Source organism: Glutamicibacter sp. X7 (genome assembly GCF_054889245.1).
Genome location: NZ_CM142678.1, coordinates 3450835 through 3471223 on the forward strand (window position 1 = coordinate 3450835; position 20389 = coordinate 3471223).

Below are 20389 nucleotides of genomic sequence, written 5' to 3' on the forward strand. Positions count from 1 at the left end.
GCGAGCTAGCCGGTTACATCCCATTCGACCTCGCCGGTATTCAGGTCGTAGACCGCGGCGACCACCTTGGTGCGGCCGGCCTGAACCGCCTGACGAATGATGGCCGAGCGTTCGACGAGCTTTTCGGCCACCGCGGCGGCGTTGGCGCGCACCACCTTATCGATATGAGCCGCCTCGTCTCCCTCGGGCTTGACCTCGCGGGCCACGGGTGCAATTTCGTCGATGAAGTCCGCGATCTCTCCTGGAGCTTGCGGATCCTTCGGGTTCTCGGCCAGCGCCTTGACGGTCCCGGTGACCGCGCCGCAGGCGGTATGACCCAGGATCACAATCACCGGCACCTCATAGGGGCTGCCCACCGCGAACTCCATGCTGCCCACGAGCGTGTCATCGAGCACCTCACCGGCGGTTCGCGTGACGAACAGATCGCCGACCCCCTGATCGAACAGCAGCTCGGGTGAGACCCGAGAATCGACGCAACCGTGAATCAACGCCCACGGTTGCTGGTGCTCGGCGACCGCGGCTCGCGCCTCGGCATTTTGCCGGGGGTGTTGGGCGGTGCCCTGCGCATAGCGCGCATTGCCCTCGCGCAACCGGGCCAGCGCTTCGTCCGTGGTGCGCGGTGCCTCGTCCGCCTCGGTGGCCGAAGCCCGTTGCCGCTCTGCCTGTGGCGCCGAGCAGGCGGCGAGTCCGGCCAGCGCCAGCAGGCCGCCGACTCCGGCGAGCATCCGGCGTCGACTCAGGTCAGATCCGTTGCGCGGTGCTGGGCTGTTAGTGAGGTCGTGCGCGTGGCTGGGCATGCTAACTCCTTGGAGGTTTCGACGTGAGCGACGAAAGTAGCTACGCCACCCAAACCCATCATCGAATTAAAATACCTCCATGTGAAAACCGAATCTCACTCTCCGAGAGATTCAGGCAAAGATTACGCACCGCCGCGTTGCTCACGCCATTCCTCGGCGAGAATGCCGTACATCATCCCATCCATCCACTGACCGCTGCGGTGCAGCCCAGACGCGCGACTATATTCCTCACGGCGCATCCCGAGGCGTTCCATAAGTCGCCAGGAGGGCTCATTCGCCGCGAAGCACCCCGCGACGACGCGGCGCAGACCTAGCGGGCCAAAGCAGAGGTCGATCACCGCACGCACGGCCTCGGTCGCATAGCCACGGCCGGAATAGTTGGGGTCCAGGGTCCAGCCGAGTTCGGCCTGACTGCTTTTAGCCGGTTCCAACAGCTCGGTCTGGGACCAGCCATCCTCGATGCGCACCATGACATCGCCAATGACCTTCGGAGCCGCCGAGCCCTCGGTCAGCTCGATCATCAGGGTGCGCGCCAAGCGTTGCGGGTCGGTGAACATTTCGAGGAACGCATCATAGGTCGTGGGCCCCGAGGTGATCCATTGGGTCACCTCGGGCAATTGGCGAAAGGTCCATACCGCCGGCGCATCCGCCGCAGTGGCCATGCGCAGTTGAAGTCTGTCGGTGCATAACGGCTGCGTCATGCTCGTCGATAACAGGGTCATGAGATAAGCATAAAGAGAAATCAATCGAGTGATTGACATCACAGCCAAAGTTGGATGTACTGAGCCTGTCAATCGATTGATCGAGTCCACGAAGGGGTGGCACCTATGGATCTAGGGCGAGTGCAACGCGCGGCCGTGGGTTGCTTCGCGCGCAAAGGGTTTGCTGCCACCGGCATCCGAGAACTGGGTGCGGCCGTCGGACTGAACTCCGCGACGCTGTACCACTACGTCGGCAGCAAACAGGAGCTTCTGGTGGAGATCATGCGCCGCTGCCTGGAGACCATGATCGAGCAGGGGCGTGCCGCCTGCGCCGCCGCCACGACCCCCACCGGTCAGCTGGCCGGGCTGGTCGCCTCCCATGTCGGTTTCACCGCCACCAACCCGCTGTCCTGCCGCGTGGCCGAACACGAGCTGCGCGCCCTGGAGCCCCCGGTGCGCGCCGAAATGCAGGCGCTTCGCGATCACTATGAGCAGCTCTTCACCGATGTGCTGCAGCGCGGTGCGCAGCAGGGCGACTTTCACGCCACCGACCTCGGCCTGGCCCGGCTGGCCATTATGGAAATGTCCACCGGCGTCGCCCACTGGTACCGGCCCGACGGGCGCAAGTCCCTCACCGAGGTCCAGCACGCTTTCGTGGCCATGTCCTACGCCCTACTTGGCGTGGACGCCGACCCACACAGCATCCTTCCCGCACCACCACCCCCGGTGCGACTTGCCAGCGAACCCACCGACGAGCTCAGCGACCAAGGATAAGTTATGCCCCTCTTGCCCAGCGCCTACACCCCCGGCGACCCGGCCCAACAGGAAAGCCGGCAGGCCTACGAGACACTCATCGCACAGCTACGTGAACGCATGGCCCGCGTCAGCGCCGGCGGCCCACCGGCCTCCCGCGAGCGCCATGTGGCCCGCGGCAAACTACTGCCGCGCGACCGCGTGCAACGACTCCTCGACGAGGACTCCCCCTTCCTGGAGTTAGCGCCGCTCGCGGCCGAAGACATGTATGAGGGGGCCAGCCCGGCCGCCGGCGTGATCGCGGGCATCGGCCTGGTGCACGGCCGCCGCGTCATGGTGGTTGCCAACGACGCCACCGCCAAGGGCGGCACCTACTTCCCGATGACCGTGAAAAAGCACCTCCGGGCGCAACAGGTCGCCGCCGAACACCGGCTGCCGTGCATCTACCTGGTGGACTCCGGTGGCGCCTACCTGCCGCTGCAGGATGAGGTGTTCCCCGACCGGGAGCATTTCGGGCGCATCTTCTACAACCAGGCCACGCTCTCCGCCGCCAAGATCCCGCAGATCGCCGCCGTGCTCGGCTCCTGCACCGCCGGCGGCGCCTACGTACCGGCGATGAGCGACGAGACGATCATCGTGCGTGAGCAGGGCACCATCTTCCTGGGCGGCCCGCCCCTGGTCAAGGCCGCCATCGGCGAGGTGGTCAGCGCCGAGGAACTCGGCGGAGGCGACCTGCACGCCCGCACCTCGGGGGTGGTGGATCACCTGGCCGAGGATGACGAGCACGCGCTGGAACTGGTGCGCGACGTCGTATCCACGCTGCCGCAGGATCATCCCCCGGTGTGGGAGGTGGCCGAGGTCAGCGAACCACGGTACGACCCGGCCGAGTTGACCTCCATCGTGCCGGTCGACGTCAACGCCCCCTATGAGGTGCGTGAGGTCATCGCCCGGATCGTCGACGACAGCGACTTCAGTGAATTCAAACCCGAGTACGGCACCACGCTGGTCACCGGCTTCGCACGCATCCACGGTCACCGGGTGGGGATCATCGCCAATAACGGGGTGCTGTTCTCCGAGTCGGCACTGAAGGGCGCGCACTTCATCGAGCTCTGCGATCAGCGCGGCATCCCGCTGGTGTTCTTGCAGAATCTGGCCGGGTTCATGGTGGGCCGCGATTACGAGGCCGGGGGCATTGCCAAACACGGAGCGAAAATGGTCACCGCGGTGGCCACCGCCCGCGTCCCGAAGCTCACCGTGGTTATCGGCGGTTCCTTCGGCGCCGGCAACTATTCGATGTGCGGGCGGGCCTACTCGCCGCGCTTTTTGTGGATGTGGCCGGCCGCGCGCATCTCGGTGATGGGCGGTGCCCAGGCCGCCGGCGTATTGGCCAGCATTCGACGCGATGCGCTCGAAGCCGAGGGCCGCACCTTCGACGAGGCGGCCGAGCAGGAACTCACCGCCCCGGTGCGCGCCCAGTACGAACATCAGGGCAACCCGTACTACTCCACCGCGCGGCTCTGGGATGACGGGATCATCGAACCGGCCGACACCCGGCGGGTGCTTGGCATGGCCCTGGACCTTTGCTCGCGCCAACCCCTGCCGGAAACCAACTTCGGCCTGTTCAGGATGTGAACCCCATGCAGAATCCACCTTTCGACACGGTACTTGTGGCCAACCGCGGCGAAATCGCGGTCCGCGTCATCCGCACCCTGAAATCCCTGGGCATCCGCGCGGTGGCGGTGTATTCCGACCCGGACGCCACCGCCCTGCATGTGCGCGAGGCCGACGAGGCGATCCGGCTCGGCCCCGGACCGGCAACACAGAGCTACCTGAATATCGAGGCGGTACTGGACGCCTGCAAGACCAGCGGCGCCCAGGCCGTCCACCCCGGCTACGGGTTCCTCTCCGAGAATGAGCGGTTCGCCGCCGCGCTCGAGGCGGCCGGCATCAGCTTCATTGGCCCCAGCGTGTATTCCATGCACCTGATGGGCGACAAGATCAGCGCGAAAAACCACGTGGCCGCCCACTCGGTCCCCACCACCGAGGGCGTGGCCAAACCGGGGTTGGACGACGCGGCGCTGATCAGCGCGGCGGAGCGCATCGGCGCACCGCTACTGATCAAGCCCTCGGCCGGTGGCGGGGGTAAGGGCATGGTGGCGGTGCACGACCTGGCCGACCTGCCCGAGGCGCTGGCCAGCGCCCGACGCACCGCACGCAGCGCCTTCGGCGACGAAACCCTACTCCTCGAGCGGCTGGTCACCCGGCCGCGGCACATCGAGGTGCAGGTACTGGCCGATCAGCACGGGAATATCGTGCATCTGGGCGAACGCGAATGCTCGCTGCAACGCCGCCACCAGAAGGTCATCGAGGAGGCCCCGGCTCCACTGCTCGAGGGACTACCGAATGGGGCCGCGATCCGCGAACGCCTCGGGGCCGCGGCGGTGGCCGCGGCCCGCTCGGTGGAATACACCGGGGCGGGCACCGTCGAATTTCTGGTCAGCGACGATCGGCCCGAGGACTTCTACTTCATGGAGATGAACACCCGCTTGCAGGTGGAACATCCGGTCACCGAGGCGGCCATCGAGGTGGCCGGAGCCCCGATCGACCTGGTGGCCTGGCAGGTGCGCATCGCTGCCGGCGAGCGCCTGGACTTCGCCCAGGATCAGGTGGCCTTTGTCGGCCACGCCGTCGAGGCCCGGGTCTACGCCGAGGATCCACAGGCCGGTTTTCTGCCCTCCGCCGGGCGGATTCTGGCGCTGAACGAACCGACCGGGCCGGGAATCCGCGTGGATTCCTCCTTGTGCGAGGGCGGGATCGTGGGCACCGATTACGACCCCATGCTGGCCAAGGTGATTGCCGCGGCGGACACTCGCGCCCAGGCCCTGGCACGACTGGACCGGGCGCTGGGTGAAATGCTGATCCTCGGGGTGCGCAGCAACCTGTACTACCTGCGCGCACTGCTGGCCAACGATGAGGTGCAGGCCGGGCGGCTGGATACCGGGCTGATCGAGCGCACCCTGGAATCCTTGCAGCCCGGGGCACCGGAGGCGGCGGAGGTCGTGCTGGTCGCGGCCTGGGTCCACGCCCAGCGCAACGTCGGCGACGGCCTTTTCCAGGCGGCCGACGGCTGGCGACTGGGCGCGCAGGCGCTAGCTGCCACGGTTCATCTGGTGTTGGACGAACAAAACTACCGGGTGCAGTTGAGCCCGGACGGGCGCGCGGTGCTCCACCCCGAGGGTGCCGAACCCAGCGAGCACCACGTTGACGGCCCCGCACAGCGCTTGACGGTCGACGGCCGCACCCGGCCGGTGCACATCGTGCGCGAGGGCTCGCAACTATGGGTCCGTGCCGGAAGCCACACCCGCAATTGGCGGGTGCTCAGCCGGTCCGAGCGGCTGGCCGAACGACTGGCCGGTCTCAACCGCGAGGGCACCAGCAACGGGCAACTGACCGCCCCGATGCCGGGCACCGTGGTGGCGGTGGGCGCCGCCGAGGGCCACCAGGTCTCCCCCGGCGACCTGGTGGCCACCATCGAGGCAATGAAAATGGAGCACCAGCTCACCGCCCCGATCGCCGGGGTGCTGCGCCGAAGCCCGCTTGCGGTCGGCGACCTCGTCACCGCCGGTCAACTCATCGCAACCGTCGAACCAGTGGAAGAGCAGTCATGAGCCAGAGAATCGAACAGCGCGGACGCTACCTCGACGAGCTGGAAAGCGGCACCGTTTACGTGCACCGCCCGGGACGTACCCTCACCGAGGCCGATAACGTCCTGTTCACCACGCTGACCATGAACACGCAGGGGCTGCATTTGGATGAGGCCTTCGCCAGCGCCCAACCCTTTGGGCGGCGACTGGTCAATTCCATGCTCACCCTCAGTACGATGGTCGGCCAGTCGGTGGCGCAGCTGACCGAGGGGACCATTGTGGCGCAACTGGGGCTCAGCGATATCTCCTTCCCGCACCCGATGTTCCATGGAGACACCCTCTACACCGAGACCGAAATCCTCTCCGTGCGGCCCTCCTCGTCGCGGCCCGGGCAGGGCATTGCCACGATGCGCCATACCGGCTATAACCAAGAGGGAACCATCGTGGCAACCGCCAGCCGCAGCTGCCTGATGTGGACCCGCGCCGCCCACGAAGCGGACAAAGCTCAGGAGCGTAGCCGATGACACATGCAAAATACTCCACGGGGCCGGCCCTCTTATTCTGCCCGGCCAACCGTCCCGAGCGCTTCGCCAAGGCGGCCGAACGCGCCGATACGGTCATCCTCGATCTGGAGGACGCGGTCGGTGAACAGGAAAAGGACGCCGCCCGGCAGGCGCTGATCGATCACCCGCTGAATCCCGAGCGCACCATCGTGCGCATCAATCCGGTGATCAGCGGTCATTTCCCCGCCGACCTGCGGGCCCTGGCGCAGACCGAGTACCGCACCCTGATGCTGGCCAAAACCGAGGACGGTGCGGTGCCCGCCGCGCTGCCGGACTATCGGGTCATCGCCCTGTGCGAGACCGCGCGCGGGATCGCCAATATCGCGGCCATCGCCGCCACCAATAACGTGGTGGGTCTGATGTGGGGCGCCGAGGATCTGATCGCCTCGCTCGGCGGCACCAGCTCCCGCGGCACCGACGGCAGCTACCGTCAGGTGGCCCGCTATGCCCGCGCCCAGGTGCTGATACATGCCGCCGCGCACGGCAAGGCCGCGATCGATTCGGTGTACCTGGACATTCCCGACACCGCCGGCTTGCTTGCCGAGGCGCAGGATGCCCGGGCCAGCGGCTTCACCGCCAAGGCCTGCATCCACCCAAGCCAGGTTCCGGTCATTCGGCGGGCCTACTACCCCGATGCGCAGGAGGCCGCCGCGGCCTCGCGCATCCTGCGCGCCGCCACCGAGAATTCCGGGGTGTTCAGCTTCGAGGGGCAGATGATCGACGAACCGGTGTTGCGGCAGGCCCGCGCCACGCTGGCCGCCTGGGAGGCCGGGGAACAGTAGGCTCGACCCCGCTTATTCGGCGGCCTCGATGAGGCTTTCGGCCTCGCTGACCCCGGCGGAAATGACCGGCAGCAACCGTTCATCGACCTCGTAGGAATCGCCTGCGGCGCTCAGTAGCCCAAAACCGGCCAGCGAGGCCAACGCGGCCTGTGCCTCGGGCAACACCACGTCGAATAGCTTCGGGCCCACGCTGCGTCGCAGCGGCTCAAACTCCGCATCCTTACCGGTCACCGCGGTGACCAGCAGGTTCCGCAAGATCAAGTAATGCGCCTCGTCGCGCTCGCTGGGGTCCTGATGCGGCAACAGGTGGCTTTGCACGCAGCCCACCGCCATCTCGAAGAGCACCTGGGCGCTGTCGCCGGCCTCCCCCTCGGTCAGGCTGGCGAAGGCCGCCTCATCGCGCACAACAAGTTCTTCGCCGGGCTCCACCACGGACATCACCGCGGCGTTCCAGACATGGGCGAAAACCTCCGGAGCCGGCGCATCACCGCTGGTAGTGGCCGGATCAACACCCACCGAACGCATGATCCGTTCCCGGGCCGGGCTGTCGTCGCGGGTGAACTCATCGAGGTGCACACCCTCACCGAGCGCCAGCGCGAGGTCCTTGACCTTCGTGTACAGGTCGGTGCCGCGCAGCAACTGCACCAGCTCCGCGTCATCCTCGGCGAACCCGGTCAGCGCGGATTCGAGGATCTCCTGCAAGGCCTCGAGCTCTTCCTGCGGCCCCTCCCAGAGACCGCGGGCGGCGAGATACTGGAGGTAGTCGATCCAGGCCCCGAAAATTGGCTCGACCTCCACCCCTTCGGGCAGCGACACCAAGAATTCGGCGAATACCTCGCCGAACAGTTCCGGGTCGATCGCGCGCAGATGGGCGTTGCCGGCCGCCTGAGCGTATTCGCCGCCCACGGACTTCACGACATCTAGCTGCATCTCGGCCACCTGCTGCGCCTGCGACTTATCGAAGCCCGGCGCTTGTTCGCGCACCCACAGGGCATAGTCATCACGTAGCGCGTCGAGCGCGATTCCGGCCTGCAACCGGTGCACGCTACGCCCCCGCGGAGCCGACTTGGCGGGGTTTCCCGCTCCGGCGTTCTTCTTACCCTGGCGTTTCTTGCCGGCCATGAGCCATCCTTGCTGATCGAGCGGAACTACGTCCCGTTAAGCCTACGTGTTCGCGCTGGCCACCGCGCGCCCGGACCGACACCAACTTGCCAGGCACCGCCCCGAACGTGTTAGCGTAATCGCGACCACACGGGTGTCCGTAAGCACGGGCTGAGATCGAACTGTAGCTGTTCGAGACCGTCGAACCTGTCCGGGTAATGCCGGCGAAGGAAGTGAGCTCATTCCATGAATGAATTTCAGCAGCACCCTGCCCATTCTCTGTCCTATCTCGAGGAGGGTGACCTGCGCGTTCCGGTCACCGAAATCGAGTTGGCCGATTCCCCCGATGGGCGAAGCAATCCCCCGTTGCAGGTGTACCGCACCTGCGGCCCCGGCAGCGACCCGGTACAGGGACTGCCACCCTTCCGCGAACAGTGGATCCGGGGACGCGGCGACGTTGAGGACTATGCCGGGCGCGGGCGCAACTTGCTCGACGACGGCAAGTCCGCGCTACGCCGCGGCACCGCCAGCGAGGAGTGGGCCGGGCGGCGCCCCACCCCGTTGCGTGCCACCGGTGAGCAGCGCGTCACCCAGATGCACTATGCGCGCCGCGGGCTGATCACCGAGGAGATGCGCTATGTGGCCCTGCGCGAGGGCTGCGATGTGGAGAAGGTACGTAGCGAGTTGGCCGCCGGCCGGGCCATCATTCCGGCCAATATCAACCACCCGGAAGCGGAGCCGATGATCATCGGCCGCGCCTTCCTGGTCAAGATCAACGCCAATATCGGTAACTCGGCGGTGACCAGCTCCATCGCCGAAGAAGTTTCGAAGCTGCAGTGGGCCACCGCGTGGGGGGCCGACACCGTAATGGATCTGTCCACCGGTGATGATATCCACACCACGCGCGAGTGGATCCTGCGCAATTCCCCGGTGCCCATCGGCACCGTGCCGATCTATCAGGCGCTGGAGAAGGTCAACGGCGAGGCTAACGCGCTGACCTGGGAGATTTTCCGCGACACCGTCATTGAGCAATGCGAGCAGGGCGTGGACTACATGACCATTCACGCCGGGGTGCTCTTGCGCTACATCCCGCTCACGGCCGATCGTGTCACCGGGATCGTCTCGCGCGGCGGGTCGATTATGGCCGGCTGGTGCCTGGCCCACCACAAGGAGAATTTCCTCTACGAGCACTTCGACGAGCTGTGCGAGATCTTCGCCAAGTACGACGTGGCCTTCTCCCTCGGCGACGGGCTACGCCCCGGCTCCATCGCGGACGCCAACGACGCAGCACAATTCGCCGAACTCGATACGCTGGCCGAACTGACCAAACGCGCCTGGAAGTACGACGTGCAGGTCATGGTCGAGGGACCCGGGCACATCCCGCTGCACCTGGTCCGCGAGAATGTGGAACGCCAGCAGGAACTGTGTGATGGTGCCCCGTTCTACACGCTGGGCCCACTGGTCACCGATATCGCTCCGGGTTATGACCACATCACCAGCGCCATTGGCGCCACCGAGATCGCCCGCTACGGCACCGCCATGCTCTGCTATGTCACCCCCAAGGAGCACCTGGGGTTGCCGAACCGCGACGACGTGAAGACGGGTGTGATCACCTACAAGATCGCCGCCCACGCCGCAGATCTGGCCAAGGGTCACCCCATGGCCCAGGCACGCGACGACGCGCTGAGCAAGGCCCGCTTCGAGTTCCGCTGGAACGATCAGTTCTCGCTCTCGCTCGATCCGGTCACCGCCCAGGAATTCCACGATGAAACCCTGCCCGCCGAACCGGCGAAAACCGCGCACTTCTGCTCCATGTGCGGGCCGAAGTTCTGCTCGATGCGCATCAGCCAGGACATCCGCAATGAGTACGGTTCGGCCGCCGAACAGCAGGCGCTGGTCGGAATGGCAGAAAAATCGGCTGAATTCCTCGCGTCCGGCGGAAAGGTTTATGTCAGCGCCGAAATTCCGGTGGGTGAGCCAAGTAGCTAGACAGGATTATCGGCTAGTTTCCTCCAATCCCAAAGGATTAGCACAGACTCGAGCCCTATAGTCATAAGTACCTCATGAAGGTGCGAGTGATGATCGACTGATGGCCCCGGTAGTTACCGGGGCCATTAGTCGTTAAGCCTTCGCTCCCCGCCGGGTCAAAGATCCCCCAATTGGCTATTTCTTCGTGGTCAACTGCCCGATGCCACGCACTGCGCCTCGCGGCGACGATAGATACTAAGCGGCCCGCCGAGCACGGTGAGCGGCCGCCAACTATTGCCGATCGACGAAGGATCTCCGATGAACTTCCGCTCCAAGCCAGTCAAGACCGCCACCGCCCTGGGTTCTGCCCTGTTGGCCGCGGGCCTACTTGTCTCCTGCGCCTCGGGCGTCTCCGAGCAGCCAACCACTTCCGCCGAGGCCTCCGCGACGCAAAGCCCCTCTCAGCTGCTGGCCGCTACCGCATGGGAAACGACCGGCGCCGTGGATCAGGACGACCAAGAGGTGGACTTGAGCGACGAACGCGCCGCGAATTTCGTTGGCTACGCCTACTTCAACCAGGACGGCAGCTTCCAGATGTATACCTTGGATGACGAGCCCAAGATGCAAGGTGAGTGGAGCATCTCGGAGGACGGAGCAACCCGCCATATTGTGGCCAAGGACGAGGACGGCAAGGTTCTCTTCGAGCGCGTCTCGCACATCACCACCCTGACCGGTGAGGAGTTCACCTACCGGGTCCCCGCCGAGGACGACCCGGAGCAGTTCGTGGACATCGTCCACACCCCCACCGACCACCTGGAACCCACTAAGTAAGAGCAGCTATCGGCAAGCTCCGGTGCGGGGCTAAGTTCACGCACAGATGAGAGCCTTAGAGTAATAAGTACCTCATGAAGGTGCGAGTGATGATCGAGCAAGCCGCCGGATATTTCCGGCGGCTTGTCTCGTTAAAACCGTCGGGACCTCAGCGAGGGTTGCCCACATTCAGGGGTAGCCGAAAGTAGGCGCTGTGGGGGTCGCTCCGATAAGACCCGAAGGCCGGTGCCGGAGTAAAGCCCACGGATTCATAGAGGGCACGGGCGGCACGGAAGTGATCGTGGGTCCCGGTTTCGAGGCAGAGCGTTCGAACGCCGCGCTCGGCCGCCACCTGAATAAGATGCTCGAGCATGCGACGGGCATGACCGCGTCCGCGATGCGCGGCATCCGTGCGCATGCTTTTGACCTCCGCCACGTAGTCGGCGAAAAAGTGCAACGCCCCCATGGTGATGGGCCGCTCCCCCAGATAACCGGCATAGAGCTGCACCGACGGTGCCATCAGGCGTTCCGTTCCGAAGGCGTGCCGGCTTTCCGATGGTGCGGTGGCCTCCAGGTCGCGCAGGTGCTCACCAATGAATTCGGCCATCCCGGGCGCATCGACGCCCACCGCCCTGATCTGTAGCTTCATAAACGGCAGTCTGCCAGAGTCATGTTTCAAACAGTTTGAGTCGCGGTCACAAGCGCGTTTCCGATGCTCGCTTTTTCGACGGCAATCCGGCCCGTGCCGTATCCCACCGCTGACATTGTCGGTCTTAGCTCGTATCCTAAAGCTACGTGCACCCCTTCAACGGAAGTCAGGACGTTGCGCGATGGACAATGATTTCGATGCCGAACTCACCGATGCTTCCACGGCACCGGCATCAGCGGCGCCCACAACCGGACACCGCACATTCCTTCACGTTCTGGTCAATACCGCCATCGCGAATATCACCACGAGCTACCTGTGGTTCGCGCTGACCTTCTGGGTGTACCTCGAGACGAAGAATGTCATGGCTACCGGCTTTATCGGCGGCGCCTTCATGCTCCTGATTTCGGTCTGCGCCATGATCTTCGGCACCGCCGTGGATCGACACCGCAAAAAGGCTGTCCTGGTCTTTTCGGCGGTGTTCACCGCAGCGATGTTCTCCCTAGCCGGCCTGCTGTATCTGTGGTTGCCCACCGCGTCCATCTTGGATATTGGCGGGTGGCAATTCTGGCTTTTCAGTGGAGTGATCCTCATCGGCGCCATCGTGGAGCAGATGCGCAATATCGCCCTGTCCACCACCGTGACCCTGCTGGTGCCGGTAGAACGACATGCCAACGCAAACGGTCTCGTCGGCACCGTGCAGGGGGCCGCACTGATCGTCACCAGCGTGTTTAGTGGCCTGTCCATCGGCCTGCTCGGCATGGGATGGACCCTGAGTTTGGCGATCATTCTGGTGCTGGTGACCTTGACGCATCTGCTGACGATTCGCATCCCAGAAAAGCAGCCCGAGCCGGAACCCGGGGTCAGCCGCAGCATGGATTTCCGGACCGGATTCGCGGCCATCACCGCCATCACGGGATTGCTCGCGCTCATCCTGTTCTCGATGTTCAATAATTTCATCGGCGGGGTCTACATGGCGCTGATGGATCCCTACGGTCTGGAGATCATGTCCGTCGAGGCCTGGGGCATCGCCTTCGGTGTTGCCTCCACCGGCTTCATCATTGGTGGGCTCCTCGTTGCCAGATTTGGGCTCGGCAGCAACCCGATCCGCACCCTGTTGATCGCGGTGATGGCCATGGGTGCCTTGGGCGCCTTATTCACCATCCGGGAATCGGTGTGGCTTTTTGTGCTGGGAACCTGGCTCTACATGATGTTGATTCCCGCCGCGGAAGCCGCCGAACAGACCGTCATTCAGCGCGTCGTGCCCTACGCCCGGCAGGGGCGCGTCTTCGGCTTCGCCCAAATGCTTGAGGCGGCCGCGGCACCCATTACCGCGTTTCTGATTGCGCCGTTCGCACAGTATTTGATCATTCCGTACATGCGTACCGAGCAGGGACTCGATACCTTCAACTGGTTGTTAGGTGGCGGTGGTACGCGCGGCATCGCCCTGATTTTCTGCGTTGCCGGCGTGATCATGGTGATTGTCGCCCTGCTGGCCCTAGCCAGCCGACCCTACCGTGAACTCTCGGCGAGCTTCGGCTCGGCAAAGGTCAACGAACGAACCGGACAGGAAACCGATGGCTAATCAAAAAACCTTGCCCACCACGGCCAGCGTGGCCGACTTCCTCGCCTCGGTCACACCGAACAAGCGACGGATGGACGGTGAAGAGCTGGTGGAGATCTTCCGTCAAACAACCGGCGTTGAACCGGTCATGTGGGGGCCGAGCATGATCGGTTTCGGACAGTACAGCTACAGCTACGACTCCAAACGCAGTGGGATCTGGCCCAAGGTCGCGTTCTCCCCACGCCGGGACCGGATTAGCCTCTACGGGTTGAAGGACAACACTCAGCAGGTGGAGCTGCTTCCGCGTTTGGGTAGCTTCACCGAGGGTGTTGGTTGCGTCTACGTGAAAAAGCTTGAAGAAATCGACCACACGGTTTTACGCGAACTCATAATTCTGGGCTTCAGCCGCCCGGATCGGCTACCCGAGTCCACAGAGTGGTACTGATCTCGCGTCGGACGGGCATTCGTGCTCGGGGTGATTCCGAAGCTCGGCTTGCCTTCGCAAGACTGTGTCAAAGATCGCGCCGAGGGCCATTGTGACCAAAGTATAGTTTGCCTTGTTAGTACCCATTATCGTGTTGGCGCGTCGCGTTTTCGCGGCGGCTACCCGCCACGGAAGGACTAGGCATGCACCTGCTCACCCCGCAGATTGATGCGTCACTATCGCGCACTCTGGCCAAACACATGTTTACGGCGATGCTAGTGCGTGGCATTCTGGCCATCGTTTTAGGTTTGCTGATCTTGTTCTTTCCGAAGACCTCGTCGGTGACCATTTCCCTCTTCGTGGTCCTTACCCTGTCTTTTTGGCTCTTTCTTGACGGCGTCGCATCGCTGCGAGCCGGTTGGATCGAGCACAAGGCCGGGGTGAAAGGTTGGGGGTGGACGATCGCCGGCGGTATCGCGGCGATCCTCGCCGGCCTTGGCGCACTGGCCTTCCCGCTGTCCGTGGCCTCCTTCGGCGGCCTGATGATTATGTGGTTCATGGCGTTGGGGCTGATGATCCGCGGCATGCTGGAAATCGGCTCACGCCTCGGTGGGGCCTGGGCCAAGGTATTCGGCGTGCTGAACCTGCTGGCCGGTCTCGCCCTGTCCATCGTCATTGTGACCAATCCGGTCTCGGCGCTGTTGGCCTTGTTGTGGATTATTGGCTTCTACGGCGTGGTGTTTGGCGTTGCCGCGCTCGTGGGCGCCTTTGCCTTCCGCCGCGCGACCAAGCCGCTCACCGCCGCCTAACGTATCGGCAGGCAGTCGCAAGCCGAGGCACAGTGCGGACATAGGGGCGCGACTTAAGCTGGTATTACCTCTTTGAAGGTGCGAGTGATGATCCGCGAAATGCCCCGCTTCGGCGGGGCATTTCCTGGTTTAGCCGGCTAGGGAGCCTTGCAGGCGCAGTTGAGCCGGAGTACGCAATACCGGGGCCCGGCGTTGCGCGGCGGCGACGGCTGCGGCGGCCGCCGCTGGGGTCAGTCCGTCGCTGACCATCAGGCGAATGGATTCCTTGGCCAAGTCGGTGGCCGCCTCGGCGGCCAGGCGCACATCGATATGTTCCTCGTCGAGTCCGAGGGCGCGGGCCATGGTGGGCGTTAATGCCTCGGTGGTTTCCTGCTGCATATCGAGCCAGACCCTGCGGTAGGCTGCGGCACCGACCAAGAGGTCGGCCAGGCCTTGATCTACAACGGCCGATTCGCCGTGGTAGGCCTCGGCGAAAGATTGAGCGACGAGGTCAATGAGGGCCGGGGTGGACTGGCTGCCGGGCCGGGCCGCTTCGCGGACACGCCGGGAGAGCCCTTCGATGAACTTGACCAGACCCTGCACGAGTAGCGGACGCAGGCAGTCGGCCTTGGTAGGAAAGTTGCGAAAGAAGGTCCGTTCGGACATTCCGGAGGCTTCGACCAACGCCTTGGTGTTGGCGTCGGGGCCTTCGCTGATGAGTACTTCGGCGCAGCGGCGAGAACTATCGAAGAGCTGCTGCGCACTGAGGGGTGTTCTTGCCATCCTTTAAGCCTAACCTTAATGCCGGTTACTGCCATTATGAGCTCACTCACCGCCGCGTGGCAGGCCTAGCCGAATGGCCGATGTGCCCCGCCTGTGCCATTGGGCATAGTCGAAGAGACGATGATTCTGCACTGACACTTCGGAGCTAGCCCATGAACGCCCGCCGCCTATTCCCTCTGCCCTTCCTCCTGCTGACCCTTGCACTGGCCGGTTGCGCCACGGGAAGTCCGAGCCCCTCCCCCTCCTCCGGTGCCATGGATTCAACGGCCACGGCCAGTAGCTCCGCGATATCGGCCACGGCCGAACTGCGTCAGGCCGTGACCACCTCCGATGTGGCCGCCGCGCGGCAAGCGATCGCCCGCGGTGCCGATCTAGAGGTTCGCATGCACAACGGGATGACCCCGGTCATCGTCGCGACCAAGGCCGAAGAGACACCCATGGCGCTGGCGCTGATCGAGGCCGGAGCGGATGTGAACGCCACCGACGACATGCAGGACTCCGCCTTTCTCTACGCTGGCGCCGAGGGGTTGGATGAGATCCTCGCCGCGACCCTAGCCGCGGGGGCCGATGTAGAAAGCGTGAACCGGTACGGCGGCACCGCGCTAATTCCCGCCAGCGAACACGGCCACGTCTCCACCGTCAAAATGCTCATTGCCGCGGGCGTGCCGCTGGATCATGTCAACAACTTGGGGTGGACGGCCCTACACGAGGCGATTGTGCTCGGCGACGGAGGAGCCGATCAGCTCGAAACCATCCGGCTGCTCTTGGAAGCCGGTGCCGATCCGCAGCTGGCCGATGGCAACGGGGTGTTGCCGGTGGAACTCGCCCGGCGTCACGGATACTCAGAGATCGCCGAACTGCTGGCGCGTTACTGAGCGGCCGGGTGCCGCCGCCAGACGCACCACCCGGTGCGCGGTGCGCCGCATGAACGACTCGTCGTGGCTTGAGAACAGCACGGCGCCCCCGGCGGCCAGTCGATGCTCGATCACCCGGTGGAGTCGTTCCAGCCCGTGCCCGTCGAGGGCTTCGGTGGGTTCGTCGAGCAGCAGCACACGCGGCTCGCGCACCAGCACCGTCGCGAGCGCCAGCAAGCGGCGCGCCGACACCGGGAGCTCGTAGGGGTGCGTTTCGGCCAGCTCGCTCAAGCCCAGTTCATCCAAGACGCGCTCGACCCGCTGGCGGTGCAGGCTACCGCGCGGCAGACCAAAGCTGACCTCGCGGCTCACTGTGCGCTCAAAGAGTTGCTCGGCCGGGTTCTGCAGTAGCAGCCCAATGTCTTCGCATGATTCGACGGTTCCGCCGCGCGGCGGCAGGAGCCCGGCGGCGATTTTCAGCACGGTGCTCTTGCCGCTGCCGTTGGCACCGGCCAGGCAGAGACACTCACCGGCCACCAGCCGCAGGCTAAAGTCCTCGAGTACCGCGGCGGACTGTTGCGGGTACCCCGCGCTGACGTGATCGAATGCTAGGAGCGTCGCCGGATCCTCGATCGCTGGCCACTCGGTGATCGCAGGCGGCGCCGGGGTGGGCCAAACTGTCACGGGCCACAGGGTCCCGTCCTGCAGCCGGAAGCTGGCATCCGCCTGACCGGTGAGGGCATCGGGCAGCCGGCTGAGCACCACCACGGCCCGGCCCTGGGCGCGGAGCTCGAGGATCACCCGGCGCACGCGCTCGGCGGCAAGGGCATCCAATCCGGCCAGTGGTTCGTCGAGCACGAGCACCTGGGGGTCGCCGATGCTCAGTGCGGCGAGCGCCAGGAGCCGTTGCTGTCCGCCGGAGAGCCGCTCCGGGGCTCGCTCCAGCAGCGGTTCGATCCCGAATTGCCGGGCGACCGATCGCACCCGGGTTCGCATCTGCGCACGCGGCACCCCGATATTTTCCAGCCCGAAGGCTAATTCCTCGGCCACGGTCTCGCGGATGCCGGAAAGGTACTGCCCGACCTCCTGCGGCAGTAGTGCAACATGGCGGGCCCAAACGGCCAGGTCGATGCGTGGCCCCTGCCCATCGCGGTGATCGATCTGCTGCCCGTCGAGCCGAAGCTGACCGTGGAGCAGGTCGAGTCCGGGGCGCGGTAGCATGCCGGCCAGGACGGCTCCGAGGGTGGATTTTCCGGAGCCCGAGGCACCGACGATCACATTGAGCGTTCCCGGCACCACCTGCAGGTGGCTGCCGTGCAGTATCGGGTGCCGGGACCTGTCAAAGCGGAAGGAATCGATCCGGGCTTCGAGCATCGGCTGCCGTGCCCCGCTCATCCGCTGAACCGATCCAGGGTCAGGATCAGGGCCGGACCGGCGACGGCACAGATCAGCGCCACACGGCGCAGCACGCGTTGGATGGTGGAATCGGGGACCTCACGCAGCCGGGTATGCGCCCCGGCGGCGGGGAATCCGCGCGCCGCCAGGTGCGGGGCACGGTCGGCGGCATCCTGTAACGATCCAAGCACCAGCGGCACGCTGCGCAGCCGGATACGTTGAAACCAACCGATCGGACCCCGACCAACATGCCCCAGACGCAAGGCCTGCGCCTGTCCGATGGCGTGCTGTTTCGCGCTCAACTGCGGCAGCAGCGACAACGTGGCCGCCACCAGATAGCCCAGCTGCGGCGGCGCCTTCGACAGGTCGATGGCCGCGATAAGCCGGTGCCGGTCGATCACTAACGCGCAGAGCAACCCGACGACCACAAGCACCGCGGTGCGCAGCGCCAGCTGGGTAGCGAGCCAAAGCCCCGCGCCGGTCAATTCGAAGGGCCCCAGCTGGGCGAGCACCGGCGATGGGCCGGGGGTGAACAGGGCATGGACCATCAGTTGGGAGCCGAAGGTTGGCGCTATGATCAGCGCGGACAGCGCACAGAGCTTACCCAAACACCGATGCGTGGTCGCCAGCACCAGGCAGCCGAGGATCACCGCCAGGCTCAGCGGCCAGTACCCGGCCGCGGTGGTGATGGTCAGTACCGCGGTGGCTAGGGCCAACACGGTGAAGGGGTGTAGCTGATCGGCTTGTGGCATGGAGTCCGTTACTTAGTTTCCGCTGCGTCGACCCAGCACGCGGTAGCGGCGCACAAAATCAAAGCTACTAGTCAACCGGCCCGGCAACGCGTAAACCAGCAGGGCGGCGATGAGGAAAACCACGGCCTTATCCCCGGGGTCGGAAATCAGCGCCTGCTTGGTGACCGCGGAAAACAGCGACTCACCCATGGCCCGGAAGGTCGCCACGAGCGCACCGGTGCCCACCCCGGAGGTACCTCCGTAGACGAAGGCCGCCACCGGCGCGGAGATCACGCCGACGAGCACGCCGCTGAGCAGACCGGCCACCGGGGCCAGGTAGATGCGGCGCAGCGCACCGAACCGGGCGGCGGTACCGGCGAGGAAACCAACGAGCGCGGCGCCGGCGGCGAAGGGCAGCACGGTGGGGGCGAATAGCGACCAGATCAGCGTGCCCAGCACACCGGTGGCGGCCCCGGCACGGCGACCGGCGAGGAAACCGATGAGCACGGTACCGATGGAATCCAGATACAGCGGCACCATCACCGAGCCAACGAACTGGCCCAGGATCACATTCAAGGCCAGCGCCACCGGGATCAGGGTGAGCGTAGCGACCGGCACCTCGGGCAGTACCGCGGCCAACAGCAGGATCGCGGCGGCAAGATAGGCGACGAAGGTGGCCAGCGCGACCCCCTGCCCCAGCCCTTCGACCAGCGCGGTGGGTTGGGTGATGACCAGGGTGATGTAGGTGCCGACCAGCAGCAGCGTGCCGGCCACGGCCATCAGCCGGCGCGGTAGTGTGCCCCCGGCGCGGGCGTCGTCAATGGTCAGGTTCGATGACATGGGTACCTCGGATGCGTCGATGATGTGGCGGCATCCCTGGGATACCACCGTTCGGCAGGGTCTATGTCACCTCGACCCGGAAGCATAGTCTAGTCGATGCCTGCCCGCCCGGTCGGGGCGTTCAGACCCCGCGCCAGCGCCGCGAGCTTCACGCGCAGTTCGGCGAACCCGGCGGCCGGGTCGTTGGCGCTGAGCACCCGGACGTTGGCCGGGCGCCCCCAGAGCCCGCGAAAGTCGGCGACGGTGGTGCCAAAGAGCAGTTTGGATTCGGTTTCCACCGCGACACTGGCCGGTCTCGTGGCGTAGTCTAGGGTGCCCACGGCAATCCCCGCGGCACAGTAATCGTGCACGTGGGCGATGTACCCCTGATCGTAGGCCCGATGAAATTCGAAGTAGAAACGCAGGGCATCGGAGAGGTAGCGCACCAGCGGATTCGAGGCGGTGCTTGTCGTTCCCTCGCCGTCCTCGGCACGCACAAGTTCCGGTTCCGCGCAACTGGCCGCGGCGGCCAGCTCGGTCAGGAAGCTCGGCTGCATTTCGAATCGTTCGGTCTGCTCCAGCGGGCAGAGGATCGGCAGCTGCTCGGCCGGCAGCCCCTGCGCGGCGGCCCGGTCGTAGGCCGCGAAGACCTCGGCGGCCGCATGCGGGTCGACGTGCACATTCCATTCGGCCGTGGGGGTGGTGTTGCCCTGATAGTAGAAGGCCCCGCCCATGATCACCACGCGCTTCAGTAGCCAGGGCAGTCGCGGTTCGCGACGCAAGGCCAGGGCAAAGTTCGTCAACGGGGCGCAGAGCAGCGCGGTCAGCTCCCCCGGATGTTCGCGCGCGGCGCGCACCCAGACATCCACGGCGTCCTGGTCCTCGGCCGTGCCGGCCGGCTCGGGTAGTTGGGCGTATCCCACGCCCTGCGGTCCGTGGGTTTCTTCGGTGGTGACCAGCGGGATCTGCAGGGGTTGGCGGGCCCCGATAAACACCGGCACCTCGCCGCGGCCGCAAAGTTCGAGCAGTGCCCGGTTATTGGCCGCCACCCTATCCGCATCCACGTTCCCCGGGGTACTGGTGACCGCCTCGAGTTGCACATGCTCGCAGGCGCAGAGGTAGGCCAACGCCAGCGCATCGTCGATTCCCGTGTCGTTATCCACCAGCAGGCGCACCGGTTCGGGTGCCTTGTGCATCGGACTCATCTCTTCCCCCCTCGGCCGGGTCTGGACCCGTTGGTGACTATACCGCCCTTCCGTCAAGACC

At 65.3% G+C, this 20389-nt stretch carries 20 protein-coding genes and 1 riboswitch; of the genes, 11 read left to right on the forward strand and 9 right to left on the reverse strand.

Going from position 1 to position 20389, the window contains the following annotated elements:
* Nucleotides 1-5: 5 nt before the first annotated feature.
* Nucleotides 6-797, reverse strand: coding sequence for a carbonic anhydrase (locus ACYU0X_RS16365; protein WP_461901716.1), 792 nt, complete (start codon nucleotides 795-797; stop codon nucleotides 6-8).
* A gap of 122 nt (nucleotides 798-919) precedes the next feature.
* Nucleotides 920-1519 carry a GNAT family N-acetyltransferase gene (locus ACYU0X_RS16370; RefSeq protein WP_418907824.1) on the reverse strand — a complete coding sequence of 200 codons (600 nt, stop codon included), beginning with the start codon at nucleotides 1517-1519 and terminating at the stop codon, nucleotides 920-922.
* A gap of 105 nt (nucleotides 1520-1624) precedes the next feature.
* Between ACYU0X_RS16370 and ACYU0X_RS16375 the strand changes: the two genes are divergently transcribed.
* From ACYU0X_RS16375 to ACYU0X_RS16395, 5 genes are read left to right on the forward strand one after another with little or no spacing between them, the layout of a single operon-like run.
* The gene (locus ACYU0X_RS16375; RefSeq protein ID WP_418907825.1) at nucleotides 1625-2272 is read left to right on the forward strand and encodes a TetR/AcrR family transcriptional regulator; all 648 of its coding nucleotides are present in this window, start codon (nucleotides 1625-1627) and stop codon (nucleotides 2270-2272) included.
* Between the two features lie 3 nt (nucleotides 2273-2275).
* Complete coding sequence (locus ACYU0X_RS16380; protein WP_461901717.1) at nucleotides 2276-3883, forward strand: carboxyl transferase domain-containing protein; 1608 nt, start codon at nucleotides 2276-2278, stop codon at nucleotides 3881-3883.
* Nucleotides 3884-3888: 5 nt separating this feature from the next.
* Complete coding sequence (locus ACYU0X_RS16385; RefSeq protein WP_461901718.1) at nucleotides 3889-5919, forward strand: acetyl/propionyl/methylcrotonyl-CoA carboxylase subunit alpha; 2031 nt, start codon at nucleotides 3889-3891, stop codon at nucleotides 5917-5919.
* Nucleotides 5916-6419 carry a MaoC family dehydratase gene (locus ACYU0X_RS16390; protein WP_461901719.1) on the forward strand — a complete coding sequence of 168 codons (504 nt, stop codon included), beginning with the start codon at nucleotides 5916-5918 and terminating at the stop codon, nucleotides 6417-6419. The genes ACYU0X_RS16385 and ACYU0X_RS16390 overlap by 4 nt, the downstream gene beginning before the upstream one ends.
* Nucleotides 6416-7240, forward strand: coding sequence for an HpcH/HpaI aldolase/citrate lyase family protein (locus tag ACYU0X_RS16395; protein ID WP_461901720.1), 825 nt, complete (start codon nucleotides 6416-6418; stop codon nucleotides 7238-7240). The genes ACYU0X_RS16390 and ACYU0X_RS16395 overlap by 4 nt, the downstream gene beginning before the upstream one ends.
* A gap of 12 nt (nucleotides 7241-7252) precedes the next feature.
* Here the strand turns inward: ACYU0X_RS16395 and ACYU0X_RS16400 are convergent, their stop codons facing one another.
* Nucleotides 7253-8362 (reverse strand): hypothetical protein, encoded by a 1110-nt coding sequence (locus ACYU0X_RS16400; RefSeq protein WP_461901721.1) that lies wholly within the window; start codon nucleotides 8360-8362, stop codon nucleotides 7253-7255.
* A gap of 119 nt (nucleotides 8363-8481) precedes the next feature.
* A riboswitch (TPP riboswitch) is annotated at nucleotides 8482-8591 on the forward strand.
* Between ACYU0X_RS16400 and thiC the strand changes: the two genes are divergently transcribed.
* Both thiC and ACYU0X_RS16410 read left to right on the forward strand, forming a co-directional pair.
* On the forward strand, nucleotides 8588-10330 hold the full coding sequence (gene thiC, locus ACYU0X_RS16405; RefSeq protein ID WP_461901722.1) for a phosphomethylpyrimidine synthase ThiC: 1743 nt from the start codon (nucleotides 8588-8590) through the stop codon (nucleotides 10328-10330). Its footprint overlaps the riboswitch before it by 4 nt.
* A 297-nt stretch (nucleotides 10331-10627) precedes the next feature.
* Nucleotides 10628-11140, forward strand: a complete 513-nt coding sequence (locus ACYU0X_RS16410) for a DUF4822 domain-containing protein (RefSeq protein WP_461901723.1) — start codon at nucleotides 10628-10630, stop codon at nucleotides 11138-11140.
* Between the two features lie 148 nt (nucleotides 11141-11288).
* Here the strand turns inward: ACYU0X_RS16410 and ACYU0X_RS16415 are convergent, their stop codons facing one another.
* Nucleotides 11289-11768 (reverse strand): GNAT family N-acetyltransferase, encoded by a 480-nt coding sequence (locus ACYU0X_RS16415; RefSeq protein WP_461901724.1) that lies wholly within the window; start codon nucleotides 11766-11768, stop codon nucleotides 11289-11291.
* Nucleotides 11769-11949: 181 nt separating this feature from the next.
* Here ACYU0X_RS16415 and ACYU0X_RS16420 point away from each other — a divergent pair, with 181 nt between their 5' ends.
* From ACYU0X_RS16420 to ACYU0X_RS16430, 3 genes are all read left to right on the forward strand, one after another.
* Nucleotides 11950-13350 carry an MFS transporter gene (locus ACYU0X_RS16420; protein WP_418907835.1) on the forward strand — a complete coding sequence of 467 codons (1401 nt, stop codon included), beginning with the start codon at nucleotides 11950-11952 and terminating at the stop codon, nucleotides 13348-13350.
* Nucleotides 13343-13774 carry a DUF1801 domain-containing protein gene (locus tag ACYU0X_RS16425; RefSeq protein ID WP_461901725.1) on the forward strand — a complete coding sequence of 144 codons (432 nt, stop codon included), beginning with the start codon at nucleotides 13343-13345 and terminating at the stop codon, nucleotides 13772-13774. Before ACYU0X_RS16420 ends, ACYU0X_RS16425 begins: the two co-directional genes overlap by 8 nt.
* A gap of 182 nt (nucleotides 13775-13956) precedes the next feature.
* Entirely contained in the window at nucleotides 13957-14562 is a 606-nt protein-coding gene (locus ACYU0X_RS16430) for an HdeD family acid-resistance protein (RefSeq protein ID WP_461901726.1), read from the forward strand.
* Between the two features lie 129 nt (nucleotides 14563-14691).
* Here ACYU0X_RS16430 and ACYU0X_RS16435 read toward each other — a convergent pair whose 3' ends face one another.
* A complete protein-coding gene (locus ACYU0X_RS16435) occupies nucleotides 14692-15324 on the reverse strand; it encodes a hypothetical protein (protein WP_418907838.1) in 633 nt (210 codons plus the stop codon).
* A 152-nt stretch (nucleotides 15325-15476) separates the two neighbouring features.
* Here ACYU0X_RS16435 and ACYU0X_RS16440 point away from each other — a divergent pair, with 152 nt between their 5' ends.
* Entirely contained in the window at nucleotides 15477-16199 is a 723-nt protein-coding gene (locus ACYU0X_RS16440) for an ankyrin repeat domain-containing protein (RefSeq protein ID WP_461901727.1), read from the forward strand.
* Here the strand turns inward: ACYU0X_RS16440 and ACYU0X_RS16445 are convergent.
* The 4 genes from ACYU0X_RS16445 to ACYU0X_RS16460 all read right to left on the reverse strand — a co-directional run bounded on the left by ACYU0X_RS16445 (nucleotide 16167) and on the right by ACYU0X_RS16460 (nucleotide 20328).
* Entirely contained in the window at nucleotides 16167-17573 is a 1407-nt protein-coding gene (locus ACYU0X_RS16445) for an ABC transporter ATP-binding protein (protein ID WP_461901728.1), read from the reverse strand. The genes ACYU0X_RS16440 and ACYU0X_RS16445 overlap by 33 nt on opposite strands.
* A complete protein-coding gene (locus tag ACYU0X_RS16450) occupies nucleotides 17570-18325 on the reverse strand; it encodes an energy-coupling factor transporter transmembrane component T family protein (RefSeq protein WP_461901729.1) in 756 nt (251 codons plus the stop codon). Before ACYU0X_RS16450 ends, ACYU0X_RS16445 begins: the two co-directional genes overlap by 4 nt.
* Nucleotides 18326-18337: 12 nt before the next feature.
* Entirely contained in the window at nucleotides 18338-19144 is an 807-nt protein-coding gene (locus tag ACYU0X_RS16455; protein WP_461901730.1) for an ECF transporter S component, read from the reverse strand.
* An 89-nt stretch (nucleotides 19145-19233) separates the two neighbouring features.
* A complete protein-coding gene (locus ACYU0X_RS16460; protein WP_461901731.1) occupies nucleotides 19234-20328 on the reverse strand; it encodes a nucleoside hydrolase in 1095 nt (364 codons plus the stop codon).
* Nucleotides 20329-20389 lie beyond the last annotated feature (61 nt).